Below are 15,467 nucleotides of genomic sequence, written 5' to 3'. Positions count from 1 at the left end.
CGCGCGGCGGCCGGACGCTCACGTCCGGGTGTGAGCGCCGGACCGGCATGTCCCCTCAGCTCGGTGTGACCGCCAGCTCGGTGTGACGGTCAGCTGGGTGTGACGCTCAGTCCCGACAGTCCCGTCGCGCCACCCGTCCGTACGGCGATCGAGCCGTAGGGGGTGCTCAGCCGCAGCCAGCCGCCGGCGGCGAGCAGGGACAGCGGCTGCGGGACGGGGGAGGCGGGCGAGGCGCCGCCGCCGGTCAGGGCGCCGGCATGCGCGGGGCGCAGGAAGCCCAGGGACTGGGCGGCGTGCGCGGCGCGCAGCGGGAGGTGGGTGTCGCCGAGGGCGCGCGACCAGATCTCCCGGCCGATCCGGTCCCGTTCGCCGCGGGTGCGGTGCTGCGGCGGCAGCGCCTCGTCGCGGGCGCGGAACTCGGCGACCGCGGCGGCCACCGTGCGCACCAGTGCGTCGGGCGCGGGCAGTCCCGGCACCCGGCGCCAGCCGCCGCGGGGCGGCAGGACCCCGGCCCAGGGCGGGCCGGTGACCGCGGCGGGCACGGTCAGGACACCGGCCGGTTCCGCGACGCCTTCGAGGAGTTCGCCCGCGGAGACGGTGACGTCCAAGTCGAGGTCGTCGGCCAGCCGGGCGGTGCGGATCGCCAGCACCTCGAAGGACGGCGGGCGGCCGAAGACGGCGAGCACGCCGCCGGAAGCCTGGAGCCGTACCGCGGCGGCGCGGTCGTAGTGGAGCAGCCGGCCCAGGAAGGCGGCGAGATCCGCCGCCTCCCCGGCACCGGCCAGGCGCAGCGCCGTCATACGGCGACGGCCCCCTCCTGCTGTGCGGCGTCGTCCAGGTACTCCTTCAGGTAGGTCTTCTCCTCCGCAGTGATGCGGCGGGGACGTCCTTCGGTGAAGTCGTAGGGGACGACGACGGTCGAGGCCCGGAGGTAGAGGGTGTCCTCGTCCTTGATCTCGTACCCGATGGTCATCGACGCGGCGTTGACCTTCGTGACCCACAGCTCGATGGCCACCGGGGCGTGCCGGTGCACCAGCGGCCGCAGATAGTCGATCTCGTGCCGGGCGACGACCGAGCCGCCGGTGAACGACGGGCTGCCGTCCCCCGGCGCCAGCCGGCGCATGAAGTCGATCCGCGCCTCTTCGAGGTAGCGGACGAACACCGCGTTGTTGACATGGCCGAACGCGTCCATGTCCGACCAGCGCAGGGGGCAGGAGTAGAGGTGCCGCACGACCCTCAGCCCCGGGTCAGCTTCTTGTACGTGGCACGGTGCGGGCGGGCCGCGTCCGCGCCGAGCCGCTCGATCTTGTTCTTCTCGTACGACTCGAAGTTGCCCTCGAACCAGAACCACTTGGAGTCGCCCTCGTACGCCAGAATGTGCGTGGCGACGCGGTCCAGGAACCAGCGGTCGTGGGAGACGACCACCGCGGCGCCCGGGAACTCCAGCAGGGCGTTCTCCAGGGAGGAGAGCGTCTCGACGTCGAGGTCGTTGGTCGGCTCGTCGAGGAGCAGCAGGTTGCCGCCCTGCTTGAGGGTGAGCGCCAGGTTGAGGCGGTTGCGCTCACCGCCGGAGAGGACCCCGGCCGGCTTCTGCTGGTCCGGGCCCTTGAAGCCGAACGCCGAGACGTAGGCGCGCGAGGGCATCTCGACCTGGCCGACGTTGATGTAGTCCAGTTCGTCGGAGACCACGGCCCACAGGGTCTTCTTGGGGTCGATGTTCTCGCGGTTCTGGTCGATGTAGGAGATCTTGACGGTCTCGCCGACCTTGATCTGACCGGAGTCGGGGGTCTCCAGGCCCTGGATCATCTTGAACAGCGTGGTCTTGCCCGCGCCGTTCGGACCGATGACGCCGACGATGCCGTTGCGCGGCAGCGTGAAGGACAGGTCGTCGATGAGGACCTTGTCGCCGAACGCCTTCGACAGCTTCTCGACCTCGACGACGACACTGCCCAGGCGCGGGCCCGGCGGGATCTGGATCTCCTCGAAGTCCAGCTTCCGCATCTTGTCGGCCTCGGCGGCCATCTCCTCGTAACGCGCGAGCCGGGCCTTGGACTTGGCCTGCCGCCCCTTCGCGTTGGAGCGGACCCACTCCAGCTCTTCCTTCAGCCGCTTGGCGCGCTTGGCGTCCTTCTGGCCCTCGACCTTGAGGCGGGTCTGCTTGGTCTCCAGGTACGTGGAGTAGTTGCCCTCGTAGCCGATGGCGCGGCCGCGGTCGAGCTCCAGGATCCAGCCGGCGACGTTGTCGAGGAAGTACCGGTCGTGGGTGACGGCGACGACGGTGCCGGGGTACTTCGCGAGGTGCTGCTCCAGCCACTGCACGGACTCGGCGTCCAGGTGGTTGGTGGGCTCGTCGAGGAGCAGCAGGTCGGGCGCCTCCAGCAGCAGCTTGCAGAGCGCGACGCGGCGGCGCTCACCACCGGAGAGGTTGGTGACCGGCCAGTCGCCGGGCGGGCAGCCGAGCGCGTCCATGGCCTGTTCGAGCTGGGTGTCCAGGTCCCACGCGTTGGCGTGGTCGAGGTCCTCCTGGAGCTTGCCCATCTCCTCCATCAGCGCGTCGGAGTAGTCGGTCGCCATCAGCTCGGCGACCTCGTTGAAGCGCTTGAGCTTGCCCATGATCTCGGCGGCGCCGTCCTGGACGTTCTCCAGCACGGTCTTGGACTCGTCCAGCGGCGGCTCCTGGAGGAGCATGCCGACGGAGTAGCCCGGGGAGAGGAACGCGTCACCGTTCGAGGGCTGCTCAAGACCGGCCATGATCTTCAGCACCGTGGACTTACCGGCGCCGTTGGGGCCCACGACACCGATCTTCGCGCCTGGCAGGAAGCTCAGCGTCACGTCATCGAGGATGACCTTGTCGCCGTGCGCCTTGCGCGTCTTGCGCATCGTGTAGATGTACTCAGCCAAGAGAAACCGTCCGGCAGTCTGGATCTGTCTGGTGGGTGTGCGGCTCCGCCGCGTGGGCCATGGTGCGGCGTGGCCGCGCGAGGGCAGATACACCCATCTTGCCGTACGCCCGCACCGGGATGGAAACGGGATCCGCCGGACGGACGGCCCACGAGGGGCACGGGCGGGGCCAGGGGCGGACGCCCGTGGCCCCGGGGCGCGGGTGCGCTCCGGGGCCACGGGGTGCCGGGTCGGCCGGTGGCCGGCCGTCGGCCGGTCACCGGACTGTCACCGGTCGGTCACTATGCGGTGGGGGCCTTCTTCTTGCGGAGGAAGAACACCGCGCCGCCGCCGGCCAGGACCAGCGCGACCGCGACGCCCGCGATCACCGGGGTGGCGCTGCTGGAGCCGGTCTCGGCGAGGTCGCCGCCGTTGTTGGCGCCGGTGCTGCCACCGGCCGTGTCGCTACCGCCACCGGTGGTGCCGCCGCCGGTGGTGTTACCTCCGGTGGTGCTGCCGCCGGCCGTACCCGGGCTCGGCTTCGAGGTGGGCGTGCCGCCGACGGTCTTGCAGTCCAGGACGCCGGAGAAGGACTTCGAAATGCCGCCGTCACCCTTGACCGTGATCTGGTACGGCTGGTCCTCGCCCACCGGCACGGTCACGGTCTGCGAGGCGCCCGGGGCGACCGTGTAGCTCTTGCCGGAGAGCTGGAAGTGGAACGCCTGGTCGCCCTTGTTGGAGGTCGTGACGTCCACGCCGCCCTTGGTGCAGTTCTTCTCGGCGGTGATCGCCGGGATGGCACCCTCCTTCTTCCAGGAGGCGGTGGCGGTCGCGGAGACCGTGGACTCGCTGGAGCCGGCCAGGATCTGGGTCTGGCTCTTGGCGTGCTCACCGATGCCGGTGAAGGCACGGCCGACCGGGACCTTGGTGGCGGCCTGGGCGGTCAGCGAGGCGCTGCCGTCGGCCGCACCCGCGGGCACGTCGAAGAACAGCTGGGCACCGTCGGCGGCACCGGTGACGGGCTTGCCGTCCTTGCCGACGATCTTGACACCGGCCGGCGCGTTGGCCGCCGGGGCGACCGTGACGTTGTCGGCGTTGGTGTGGACGGTGACCGGGCCGAGCTTGTTGCCGGACTTGCCGGAGACGGCCGGCGGGTCCAGGGTCAGCGACGCCTTGGGCTCGGCGACGCTCTGCGCGTTCTTCTCCAGGTAGTCGGCGAGCTTCTCGGCCGCCGGGTCGACCGCGTCCACCTTGACGTGGTCGGAGAAGCGCCAGATCGCGACCTGGGTGGCGGCCGCGGCGGTCTTCTCGCTCAGGGTCCCGGATCCGGCCTTGGCCGCGAGCGCGGCGAGGTCGTTCACCTGGGGGTAGGAGTTCTGGAGGATCCAGCGGATCTTGCCCGCGTCCGCGTTGTTGTGCAGCGAGGACTCCTTCCAGGGCACTTCCTGGTACTTCGCCTGGCGCTGCGTCGGGTTGTGGATGTCGATGCAGTACGTCTGAAGCGTGCCGCCGTTGTCGACCGACATCTCGAAGAGACCGGCACCGATGCGCTGGTCGTGCCCGTTGCCGTGCACGATCGCCTGGTCGAAGGTCTTCAGACCGCCGAGCGTGGCGATGGCACCTCCGTGCGAGGGTGTGACGTCGTCCGCCGCGGCCGTCCCCGCGGTGGCTATCGCGCCCGCCGCGACCAGGCCCGAGGCCATGGCCACAGCGGCAAGGCGGGCTGCGCCCCGCCTCTTCATCGAAAGCATGAATTTCTCCTCATAGGCGAAGCGTCGAGTGGGGAGGGTGCCTCGCCGGAAAGATCGCAAAGAACTCAACAGCCGAATAGTTCAGCCCCCGTGAGCACTTGTCGGATCCTATGGATCGGGCGCAACCCGTTCCCCAGGAATGGCGTCCCGCAAGCGATCCGAATCGCAATCGTTACCACGTACGCCCCCGCTGACCTGGCATTATCGACAAATCTCCGGGACTTTTCAGGGCACTGACACCTTCTCAGGCGAATCGCCCTCGCCCCCTCTCGGGCGGCGCCGCGTGACCTCGGTAACAGGCGGCACGAGGTACGGCTTTCGCAAGGGGCGACCCGGCCCCACTGTTGCCCCGGCCACGCCGACTGCCGCTTCCGGGGCACTTGTTGCCGCCATTCCGCCGCCGATATCGCTGCCGTCCGCGGTTCGTGCGCCGGCGGTGGTTCACACTCCGGCAGCGGTTCTTTCTTCCGTGGAAGTTCTCGCGTCGGGCGCGGTTGTCGCTTCGGGCGTGGTTGTCATGCCGGTCGTAGTTGTTGCGATGGCCGTAGTCCTCGCTTCATCCATGGTTGGCACTTTGGACGCGATAGGCCCTTCCCCCGCAGTTGTTGATTCAACGAAATGCGCGGCATCCGCCCGCGCCGATTTCCCGGCGTTCGGGGCCGGTTCGGCCGATCCCCGCTGCGGCGGCAGCGGATCCGTACGGGCCCGCACCACCCTGCGGAACGCGGCGGTGCCCCGTCCCAGATCGTGGCCGATCGCCACCGCGTCCACCTCCGCCGAGAACCAGCGCTGCCCGCCCCGCTCCGGCGTCTGCTCCCCCTCCCGCAGCCTCAACCTGCCCTGGACCACCAGAGGTTCCCCGACCGCGACCGACGCGGCGACGTTGTCCGCGAGCGCGCGCCAGGCGCGGACCGTGTAGAAACTCGTCTCCCCGTCGCTCCAGCACTCCCGCGCCTTGTCCCAGCGCCGGGAGGTCGCGGCCAGCCTGAACCGCGCCACCGCCACACCCGCCGTCGTCAGCCGGTGCTCCACCGCCGTCGCGGCGTTCCCCACCAACGTCACCATCGTCTCGTTCACCGAAACCGCCCCCGTTCACTGTCGCCGTGCGCCGCTCGCTCGCTGCGCGTCGATCGCTGTGTGCTGTCGCCATGCGTTGTCGCTGCACTGTGATCGCGGAGCGCTCATCGCTTTGCGCTGATCGCCGTGTGCTGATCGCTGTGCGTGATCCCATGCTGCACGGCGTGCGCGAATGCCGTGGCGGGCTGTGGACGACGGGCCGACTGTGGACAACTCCGTCACCCGGGCCGCCCTGCCCGCGGGCCGCGGTACCCCGCAGCCCCTTCCGCCGGACGTACCGCCGCCCCTGTCACCTGCCCCCGGGTACAGGCAGCCCGCCACGGGCACCCGATCGCGGGCGGGCACTCACAGTCAGGCCGTCACCGGCAGCCGGTCGTACTCGTGACGGGGCACCCGCCTCGTCCCGCGGCACCCCGCGTCCCCCGTCGCCGGGCGTACCGCCGTCCCCCTCACCGGCACCAGGGCACAGCCCCCACGTCACGGCCACCCGATCGCGGGCGGGCGATCACCAGCGGGCGGTTACCAGCAGCCGGTCGCACGCGTGACAGGGCACCCGCCACCGGCGACACGAGACCCCGTCGCATCCGACGTGCCCGTCACATCCGACGCACTCGCCACATCCAACATGCCCGCCACATCCAACGCGCCCGCCCCACCACCATCCCGCTACGCGCCCGACGCCACCGCGTACCGCTCGCGCACCTCCTGGTAGCGCTTCAGTTCGGCGGTGACCGGCTTCAGGACCCGGGCCCGGCCGCATCCCGCCGCCGTGCTCCGCAGTCGTCGCTCCGCCTCCTGCCCGTACCGGCGGGCCGGACCGCGTGCCCCCATCCGGCACAGCCAGGCCAGTGCCGGGCCGCCCGCCGAGCCGATGACCGCGGGCAGCAGCGCGGCGAGCCACCCCGTCGCGTCCGTCACCCCCGTGACCACGCCCAGCAGCCACAGCACACCGGCCACTTGGAGCACGAACAGCAGCCCCTGCAACACGGCGGCCACCGTCCACCAGCGCGGCTTCACCGCCGGGCCGCCCCGCAGGGACGTCTCGGCGTCCGCCGCCGCCTTGTCCAGCGCCTCGGGCAACCCCTCCGCACCCCGTTCCGCCGCCTCGCGCACCGCCTGGGCCCAGGGCTCCGGCAGTCCGCACGCCGCTTCGCCCGCCACGATCCGCACCGCCTGCTCCACCACCGGCCGCGCCGCCGCTGGGCCGGCCACCCCCGTCACCTCGTACCCGGCGCCGGCAGCCCCACCGGCCGTACGCCCGAGGCCCGTACGTCCGCCGTTCAGGCGCCCGCCGCGCTTCCGCGCGCCCCGGGCCGGGCCCTCCCACGCCCACCGTCCCGTCCGTCCGCCGCTGAGCCGGGTCCACGGTGAGCCGCAGACCCAGGCCGTCTGCCGCAGCCAGTCGCGTTCCGCCGCGCGCCCGGTGGCCACCGCGCCCACCGCCTCGGCCAGCCGGTCGTCGAACTCCGCGCGGGCCTCTTCCGTCAGCCCGACCCGGCGCGCCGCCACATACGCCGACCGCAACCGTTCCGCCGCCGCGTCCACATCGGCCGCCAGCCGCCGGTCCGCCGCACCCCGTTCCGCGACGAACTGGCCGAGCGCCTCCCGCAGTTCCCCGACGCCCTTGCCGGTGGCGGCGGACAGCGCGAGCACCGTCGCCCCGGGCTCGCCGTGCTCGCCCAGCGCCAGCCCGTCCTCGTCGAGCAGCCGGCGCAGATCGTCCACCACCTGGTCCGCGGCCTCGCCCGGCAGCCGGTCCACCTGGTTGAGCACCACGAACGTGACCTCGGCATGGCCCGCCAGCGGCCGCAGATAGCGCTCGTGGAGCACCGCGTCCGCGTACTTCTCCGGGTCCACGACCCAGATCACGGCATCCACCAGGTCCAGCAACCGGTCCACCTGCGCGCGGTTCCCGGTGGCCGCCGAGTCGTGGTCGGGCAGGTCGAGCAGCAGGAGCCCGCGCAGTTCGGGGGCGGCGTCCACCGGGAGGTGGCGACGGCGCAGCGGCACGTCCAGCCGGTTCAGCAGCCCCTCCGCGCCCGGCCTGTCACCCGGCCCGTCGCCCGACCAGACGCAGGCCACCGGCTCGCAGGTGGTCGGCCGGCGCACCCCCACCGACGAACGGTTCGCCCCCGCCAACGCGTTGAACAGCGACGACTTACCGCTGCCGGTCGCACCGGCGATGGCGACGACGGTGAACTCACCCGACAGCCGGTGCCGCTCGACCGCCGCGTCCAGCACCCGGCCCGCCTCGGCCAGCGTCCGCCCGTCCAGCCGGGTCCGGGAGAGTTCGATCAGCTCACGCAACGCGTCCAGCCGCAGCAACAGCGCGTCGCCCGCACCGCACCGGCTCCCGCCCGCCGACACCTCATACGCCCCGGCCTCGGCGCCGGCCCCACCCGCACCTGCGCTCCGAGTTGCGCCCTCGTCCTCCCCCGTCGCCCGCCGCTCCCCCCGCCACCCCGGCTCGAAGCCCGTCCCGCTCCCCTGGGCGTCCCCTTGTCCGACGTCCCATGGCGGGGCGCCCGATACCTGGACGCCTGCTCCCCGGGGCTCCGCTCCCAGGGGGTCCAGCCAACGGGCCGCCTCCTCCAGTTCCGCCTCCAGGAGTGAGGACATGCCCCGCTGCCGCGCCGGCCGCGGGAACTCCCCCGTCCGCGCCCGCCGCGCGATCACCCCGTCGTCCCAGGCCCCGCCGTCCGCCGCTCCCGCTACCGGGCTCCGACCGCCCTCCGAACCCAGGCTCTGCACCATGTCCTCCAAGCTCTTCGCGCCCGCCAAGCCCTTCGAGTCCCTCGGGTCCTTCGGATCCTTCGCGTTCCGGCCGTTCTCCGCGTCCCCCACGGGGTACGCGCGGCCACTGTGGTCCATGGGCGGGTCCGCGCCGGCCTCGGCGTCCGTGTACCCCATAGCAGCACTCACCGCGACACCTTCTCCTTCGCCATCTCCTTCTCCGCCCGCTGCCACTTCTCCGCCCGTTCCTGCTCTTCCTGCTGCCCCTGCTGTCCCTGTCGCCCCTTCCCGTACGTCCGTTCTCGCTCCTGCTCCCGCCCCAGCTCCCGTTCCCGCTTCTCTTTCTCCCTCTCCTTCTGCAACAGGGAGAGTGCGGCGATCAGCTCGGCCTGCTGGTCCGGTGGCACGGCCAGTTGGTCCAGCGGTGCCAGCCGTCGCTCACGCTCACCGTCCAGCGCGCGCTCCAGATAGCCGGCCAGCAGCCTGCCGCCGCGGTCGCGCAGCCGCAGCGCGCACTGGGCGCCCAGCAGGTCGGCGAGGGTCTCGCCCGCCGTACGCGCCCGCCGCCCACCGAGCAGCACGGCGGCCAGCAGCGCCGCCGTCTCCTCCGGTTCGACGGATCCCGCGCGCTCGCCGGCCCGTCCGCCGCGTGCGTCGCGCGTCTCCTCCTCGGCCAGCTCCTCCAGGCAGCGCCGCCAGCGCCGGACGATCACGCCGAGCCGCCCGGCCGCGCCCGTGGCGCCCGCCGCGGCCGTCAGGGAGACGTCCGCCGCCGCCGGGTCATCCCGCCAGGCGCCGGCGGCGTGCGCGTCGGCCGCCTCGACGGCGCAGGCCAGCAGGGACGTCAGCCCATGGGTCAGCGCGTCCAGGAGTTCGTCCGGTCTGCCGCCGGGTTCGTGGTGGTACCAGTAGGCGCGCGCGTCACCGGACAGCGCCTCGCCCGCCTCGACCTCCCGCCGTACCCGGCCGGCGGCCTCCTCGTACGCCTCCTCGACCCGGCCGGCCAGCCGCAGCGCCGCGGCGTGCTGGGCCGCCGCCGCTCCGGCCAGCGCGGGCAGCCGGCTGCGCAGCGAGGCGATGACGCCGGCCGCGGTACGGTCCGCGGCGGCGGTACGCGAGACGGGGTCCTGGGCGTGCCGTTCCAGCCAGGCGCGGAGCGCCGCGACGGCGGTGGCGGGCAGCAGTCCGCTGCCGCCGCCGGCCGATTCGGGCAGCTCGGGGATGGTGAACCGCGGCACATGGCCGAGGCCGGCGCGCTGGAGGAGTTCGGCGTACCGGCCGGAGATATCGGGGGCGATCTGGTGCGGCACCCGGTCCAGCACGGTCACCAGGGTGACGTCGTACTCCTTCGCCGTACGCAGCAGGTGCCAGGGCACCGCGTCCGCGTACCGGGCGGCGGTGGTGACCAGCACCCATACGTCGGCCGCGCAGATCAGCTCGGCGGCCAGTTCCCGGTTGCGGGCGACGAGGGAGTCGATGTCCGGGGCGTCCAGCAGGGCCAGCCCGCTGGGCAGCGCGGCGTCCGTCTCGATCCGCAGCGTCGGCATCCCAGGCTCACCGGCGCCCTCGCGGCCGTACGCGCCGTAGCCCCGGGAATCGCGGCCGTACTCGTACGCGTACGCGTCGCCGTACCCGTATCCGTGCTCGCAGTCGCAGTCGTACGCGCCGCCGCGCTCGCCCTCGTACGGCCGGTCGCCGCCGTACGGCGAACCGTTCGCCGGGTGGGTGCCGTCGTGGCCGGTGCCGCCGTCCTGTTCCGGTACCCACACCCGGGTGAGCTGCGGGAGCACGCGCGTTCCGGCGAACCAGTGGCGGTCGTCGGGGTGGCAGACGAGCACCGGCGTACGCGTCGTGGGGCGGAGCACGCCCGCCTCCGTGACCCGCCGGCCCACGAGCGAATTGACCAGCGTGGACTTGCCCGCCCCGGTGGATCCGCCGATGACCGCCAGCAGCGGGGCCTGAGGGGAGCGCAGGCGGGGAATCACATAGTCGTCGAGCTGGGCGAGCAGCTCGGCCCGGCCGAGCCGGGCGCGGGCGGCGCCCCGAAGTGGCAGCGGAAAGCGTGCGGCGTCGACGCGGTCGCGCAGAACGGACAGCGCGTCGATGAGCCGGGGTCGTACGTCCAAGGTCGCCACATGTGCAGAATGCCCAATTTCGTTGGGTTTTTGAAGCGTATAGCCCTTCGTGCGCGCCGCAAGAACCCCCACAGATCGGGATCAGTGACGCATGGGACGTTCGCGACATGTGGGACGCAGGCATAACGAGTACACAACACCCGCCGCGTGAGCCACCAAAAGCGGTGCGTGATTCGCACCCGCCTGCGATTATCAGGACCGCTTCACGGAACCTCCACAACGTGCCACGGAGGTGAAGCAACCGGGACGAGGTACCCGGACCCCTATCCTTGTCCGCGGTCCGTGATCCACGTCCACCACCCGGCCCCCGTAGCTCAGTGGATAGAGCAGGTGCCTTCTAAGCACTTGGCCGCAGGTTCGAGTCCTGCCGGGGGCGCCAGGTCAGACCCTCCCGCTGGGAGGGTCTTTTTGCTGGTCAGGGGCGGTTTGGTGGTCGCGGTGCGCTGCCCACTCCAGCCACGGCCGGGACGAGCGCGTGCGGCAGCCACGGCCAGGACAAGCGCATGCGGCGTCGCACTTCTACAGCGCGCCGGACGGCGAGGTCCAGGGGATTCTGCTCGTCCGATACCCCAAGGACGCGTAGGGGCCGGTCCGGAGCGTCACGGCACGACGAGTCCGCCCCGGTACGCGGCGATCACCAGCTGGGCCCGGTCGCGGGCCTGCAGCTTGGCCAGCAGATTGCCGATGTGGGTCTTCACGGTCTTCACGGACAGCACGAGGTCCTGGGCGATCTCGTCGTTGGAGCGCCCCTGGGCGACGAGCAGCAGGATGTCGGTCTCGCGCGGCGTCAGGTGCCCGAGCCCTGCGGTGCACGGAGGTCCCGGCGTGGGCCGATCGAGATAGTGCTCGACCAGGCGCGTCATGATGCTCGGCGCGAACAGCGAGTCGCCGGCGTGCGTGCGGCGCACCGCGTCCAGGAGTTCGGCGGGCCGCGCGTCCTTGAGGAGAAAGCCGCTGGCTCCTGCCCGCAGCGCCGAGTAGACGTACTCGTCGAGCTCGAACATGGACAGTACGAGCACCCGCGTGGCCGCCAGACCCGGCTCGGCGGAGATGCGCCGGGTTGCCTCGATGCCGTCGCCGCCGGGCATGCGAATGTCCATCAGAACCACATCGGGCCGTTGGGCCACCGTCTGCGCGAAGGCGTCCTCGCCGGTGGTGGCCTCGGCCACGACCGTCAGGTCCTCGCCGGAGTTGATCAGCAGCGCCAGGCTCTCCCGGAACAGGTTCTGGTCGTCGGCGACGAGTACGCGTACGGCACCGCTCATCGGGCCATCTCCCGCCGGAAGCGGGCCTCTACGCGGAAGCCGGGGCCACAGGGTGCGGCGGTCAGGGCGCCGCCGACGGCCTGCACCCGGTCGCGCAGCACGCTCAGTCCGTGCCCGGCGCCGGTGCCTGCCCGCCAACCCGGCACCGGTCCTTCGTCCTCGACCCTGACCAGCAGGTCATCGCCGTCAGCGCGGACCGTGAGCGTGGTGATGGTGGGGCCGGCGTGCCGCAGCGTGTTGTGCAGCGCCTCGCGGGCCACCGCGCAGGTGGCCAGCTGCACCCCGGCGGAGACCCGGGCGGGCTCGACGCAGTCGAGGTGCACAGTCAGGCCGGTGCGTTCGGCCGCCGCGACGATGCCGGGCAGATCGGCGAAACTCTCGGCGGGCCGCAGCGGAGCGGCATCGCCAGTGGCGGCGGGCTCGCGGAGCACGGTGAGCATACGGCGCAGCTCGGTGGTGGTCTGCCGGCTGACATCCTCGATATCGCTGAGCGCGGTGGCCAGTTCCTCCCGCTCCTGGCCGGTCGCCTGGGCGGTGGCGGCCCGTACGGTGATCAACCCGATCCCGTGCGAGACCAGATCGTGCAGGTCACGGGCGATGCGCAGGCGTTCGGCCTGGGTCGCCCGCTCGACCGCCCAGGTGGTCAGGCGCCGCTCGTACTCCGTGCGCTGGGTCCGGGTGCGGGCCATCGCCCAGACCGAGACGGCGACCGCGACGCAAGGCACCACGACCAGGGTGATCTGCGCCCCACGCGCCGACGAGCCGACGGTGACCAGGCTCAGAAACAGGACGACCACCACCGCCGTGGCGATGGCGCCCGTGCGGGATGTCCACCGTGGGCGCTCGTGGGATATCTCGGGGCGTTCGCGAGTCATGGGTGTTCGATCTTAGGCGGTCGCCGGCGAGCAGTCCTCGGTCCCAGGTCCGAAAGACCTGGGTCGCAGCCGCGGCCGCGGATCTCGGTTCCGGGCCCGATCCGCCGCGCCTTCACCGCGTGATGACGTACGGCCATGATTGTTTTCGACTCGGTGGTCAAACGCCGCGGGGAACGCCACGTCCTGGCCGGCATCAGCTGTGAGGCCCGCCCCGGCCGCGTCACCGGATTCCTCGGAGCGAACGGCGCCGGCAAGTCCTCGGCCCTGCGCATCCTGCTCGGCCTGGACCGCGCCACCTCGGGCAGGGCCCTGATCGACGGCGTCCCCTACGCCCGGTTGCGCGACCCGATGGGCACGGTCGGCGCCGTACTCGACGGGTCGGGCGCCCACCGCTCCCGCACCGGCCGTGCCCACCTGCGCTGGCTGGCGCATGCGGCGGGGGTTCCCGTCGCCCGCGTCGCGGAGGTGATGGCGGACGTCGGGCTCGCCGAGGCCGCCGGGCAGCGCGTCGGCTCGTACTCCTTGGGCATGGGCCGCCGGCTCGGCGTGGCCGCGGCACTCCTCGGCGACCCGCCGGTCCTGGTTCTGGACGAGCCGGTCAACGGCCTGGATCCGCAAGGCATCCGCTGGCTGCGCAACATGGTCCGGTCCCGAGCCGCCCAGGGCCACACAGTGCTCCTCTCCAGCCATCTCATGGCCGAACTGGAGGAGACCGCCGACGACATCGTGATCATCGACCGTGGCCGCATCGTCGCCCAGGGCACGCTCACGGAAGTCACCGGCGCCCACCGCACCCTGGAGTCCGCCTACTTCCACCTCACGCGGACGGAGGACGGCCAGTGACCACAGTTTTCAGGGCCCTGCGCGCGGAGGGGCACAAGCTGCTCACGCTGCCGTCGGCGCGGCTCGCCATCGCGCTCGGTGTCCTGCTTCCGGCCGGGCTCGCCGCGCTCAACGCCCGCTCGCCGCACTGGTCCGGCGGTGTGGACGCCGGATTCACCGAGCTCGGCATGGGCGGCGCGATCGGTGCCATCGTGCTCGGCGTCGTCGCCGTCAGCAGCGAGTACACCACCGGAGGCGAGGAATCCGCGGCGACACGGCAGATCGCCGCCACCCTGACCGCCACACCGGCACGGCTCGTGGCCCTGGCCGCGAAACTGACCGCCGTCGGCCTGCTCGCACTCGCGGTCGCGGCGGCGGCCGGCGTGGCGACCTTCACCGCTGTACATCTCGTACGAGGCGAGCCGGTTGCGGCCGTCACGGCGGGACGGGTTCTCGGGGTGCAGGTCTACCTGTTGTGTACGGCCTGGCTGGCCCTGGCCGTCACCGTCCTGACCCGCAACGGCGTCGTGCCGATGGCCATGATGATCGCCAACGTGTCGCTGGTGTCGGTGACGTATCTGCTGTCCAAGGTCACGGACGCGGCGCACTACTTCCCTGATGTGGCCGGCCCACACATGTTCCTGCGCGACGTGGCCACGGGAGCGCACTTCGCGCCGGTCACGGCAGGGCTCGTCATGGTGGCCTGGGTGGCGGCGGTCCTCGCCCCGGCCGCCGTGGTGTTCTGCCGGAGGGACACGTGAGGCTGTGCCTGGCGTACCGCGCCGAGCTGTCCAAGCTCCTGAGTCTGCCTGCCCTGCGGATCACCCTGGCAGTGCTCTTTGCCCTCTCGCCCGCGCTCGGCGCGGTCACCGGACCGCGATCCGCCCCGTACAGCGGCATCGGCTTCCTGGTGCTCGGCGTCCTCGCGGTGGCCTCGGAATACGACGGAGGACAGGCCCGGACCACCGCGATGGCGATGCCCCGGCGCCTGCCGCACCGCATCGCGTCAACGGCCGCCCTGCTCACCCTGGCACTCCCGGCCGCAGCCGGCTGTGCCTCCGCCACACACCTGGCATCCGGACACTCGACCGCCGCGACCACGCTCCCCGCCATGACCGGGGGACTGGCCCTGGCCGCCCTCCTGGCCTCGGCGGCCGGCCTCCTGCTGCGCCACGCACACGGCACGGTCGCCCTGCTCGTCGGGTACTTCACGTTCGTCGGGCCCGTGCTGCGCGCGCGGTTCCCCGGTGTGGCGGATGTGCTGCCCGACCTCGCCCCGGTGTCGGCGCGGCCCTTGCCGGTCACGCTGGCGTGGACGCTGGCCGCCCTGGCCGCCGCGTTCGTGACATACCGGCACCGGGACATCTGACAGCACGAGCCACCGGGTGACCCCGGCACGGCCGCCCACTACAAGGCCCACGCGAGCCCCTCCACGCGGGATGTCTCCCTGCCGTCCTGGGCAACCCTGCCGCACCGCCGTCGGCCCGGCTACCGCCGGGTCCGTCGACAGCTCGTCCGTCGGCGCACCGCCCGTGATTCCGCTTGGGCAGCCCGAAGAGCGCGTAGCCGACGACATCCTCGTTCTCCACGGCAGCCAGCAGACCTCCGTCGTCGGCATGCTTGCGATAAGCCGGCGGCGTAAGCAAGCCCAGGAATTTGGTGTAGCGGTCTCCCAACGCAATCACGGCATCGAGCAGTCCGAACTGCTCCCCCGCCACCGGCAACACCTCGATCGCCATGCTTCCCCCTCCAGTTGCCCTGACTCCGACTGATCTCCGTCCCACCGCATCCTGCCCAGAGCCACGGGCCCGAGCCACCGATCAAACTGAACCAGCTAGGACTTGTCCGGTCGATCATGTGACTGCTCTGTGTTCGGATCGTTGATGTGGGGTATGGGGCGGGGTGATCTGAGTGATGCGGAGTGGGAGC

Annotated in this window: 12 protein-coding genes and 1 tRNA gene; 4 read left to right on the top strand and 9 right to left on the bottom strand. The window is 72.1% G+C overall.

Annotation, left to right across the window (positions count from 1 at the left end; genetic code table 11):
• Nucleotides 1-89 precede the first annotated feature (89 nt).
• The 7 genes from IH09_RS31720 to IH09_RS40360 all read right to left on the bottom strand — a co-directional run bounded on the left by IH09_RS31720 (nt 90) and on the right by IH09_RS40360 (nt 10,576).
• The gene (locus IH09_RS31720; RefSeq protein WP_052860995.1) at nt 90-800 is read right to left on the bottom strand and encodes a hypothetical protein; all 711 of its coding nucleotides are present in this window, start codon (nt 798-800) and stop codon (nt 90-92) included.
• Nucleotides 797-1,231, bottom strand: coding sequence for an acyl-CoA thioesterase (locus tag IH09_RS31715; RefSeq protein ID WP_052860994.1), 435 nt, complete (start codon nt 1,229-1,231; stop codon nt 797-799). Before IH09_RS31715 ends, IH09_RS31720 begins: the two co-directional genes overlap by 4 nt.
• A 5-nt stretch (nt 1,232-1,236) precedes the next feature.
• Entirely contained in the window at nt 1,237-2,901 is a 1,665-nt protein-coding gene (ettA, locus tag IH09_RS31710) for an energy-dependent translational throttle protein EttA (RefSeq protein WP_094794986.1), read from the bottom strand.
• 281 nt (nt 2,902-3,182) lie between these two features.
• On the bottom strand, nt 3,183-4,631 hold the full coding sequence (locus IH09_RS31705) for a Cys-Gln thioester bond-forming surface protein (protein WP_165484921.1): 1,449 nt from the start codon (nt 4,629-4,631) through the stop codon (nt 3,183-3,185).
• Between the two features lie 441 nt (nt 4,632-5,072).
• A complete protein-coding gene (locus IH09_RS40365; RefSeq protein WP_318279614.1) occupies nt 5,073-5,708 on the bottom strand; it encodes a single-stranded DNA-binding protein in 636 nt (211 codons plus the stop codon).
• 666 nt (nt 5,709-6,374) lie between these two features.
• The gene (locus IH09_RS31695) at nt 6,375-8,630 is read right to left on the bottom strand and encodes a GTPase (protein ID WP_318279613.1); all 2,256 of its coding nucleotides are present in this window, start codon (nt 8,628-8,630) and stop codon (nt 6,375-6,377) included.
• Nucleotides 8,627-10,576 (bottom strand): ATP-binding protein, encoded by a 1,950-nt coding sequence (locus IH09_RS40360; RefSeq protein WP_404827302.1) that lies wholly within the window; start codon nt 10,574-10,576, stop codon nt 8,627-8,629. Before IH09_RS40360 ends, IH09_RS31695 begins: the two co-directional genes overlap by 4 nt.
• A gap of 303 nt (nt 10,577-10,879) precedes the next feature.
• On the opposite strand from IH09_RS40360, the gene IH09_RS31685 reads away from it, so the two are divergent.
• A tRNA-Arg gene (locus IH09_RS31685) sits at nt 10,880-10,955 on the top strand.
• Between the two features lie 220 nt (nt 10,956-11,175).
• Here the strand turns inward: IH09_RS31685 and IH09_RS31680 are convergent.
• Both IH09_RS31680 and IH09_RS31675 read right to left on the bottom strand, forming a co-directional pair.
• The gene (locus IH09_RS31680) at nt 11,176-11,841 is read right to left on the bottom strand and encodes a response regulator transcription factor (RefSeq protein WP_052860992.1); all 666 of its coding nucleotides are present in this window, start codon (nt 11,839-11,841) and stop codon (nt 11,176-11,178) included.
• Nucleotides 11,838-12,716 carry a sensor histidine kinase gene (locus IH09_RS31675; RefSeq protein WP_052860991.1) on the bottom strand — a complete coding sequence of 293 codons (879 nt, stop codon included), beginning with the start codon at nt 12,714-12,716 and terminating at the stop codon, nt 11,838-11,840. Before IH09_RS31675 ends, IH09_RS31680 begins: the two co-directional genes overlap by 4 nt.
• 135 nt (nt 12,717-12,851) lie before the next feature.
• Here IH09_RS31675 and IH09_RS31670 point away from each other — a divergent pair, with 135 nt between their 5' ends.
• The 3 genes from IH09_RS31670 to IH09_RS31660 are packed head-to-tail and all read left to right on the top strand — an operon-like array spanning nt 12,852 to nt 14,907.
• Entirely contained in the window at nt 12,852-13,559 is a 708-nt protein-coding gene (locus IH09_RS31670; protein ID WP_052860990.1) for an ABC transporter ATP-binding protein, read from the top strand.
• Entirely contained in the window at nt 13,556-14,299 is a 744-nt protein-coding gene (locus IH09_RS31665; protein ID WP_052860989.1) for a hypothetical protein, read from the top strand. Before IH09_RS31670 ends, IH09_RS31665 begins: the two co-directional genes overlap by 4 nt.
• The gene (locus IH09_RS31660; protein WP_052860988.1) at nt 14,296-14,907 is read left to right on the top strand and encodes a hypothetical protein; all 612 of its coding nucleotides are present in this window, start codon (nt 14,296-14,298) and stop codon (nt 14,905-14,907) included. Before IH09_RS31665 ends, IH09_RS31660 begins: the two co-directional genes overlap by 4 nt.
• Nucleotides 14,908-15,467: the final 560 nt, after the last annotated feature.

It is taken from the genome of Streptomyces celluloflavus (assembly GCA_000720995.1).
In the GTDB taxonomy this organism is placed as follows: Bacteria; Actinomycetota; Actinomycetes; order Streptomycetales; family Streptomycetaceae; genus Streptomyces; species Streptomyces celluloflavus.
The sequence above is the reverse complement of the archived record's forward strand: the minus strand, read 5'-3'. Positions and strand labels throughout refer to the sequence as shown.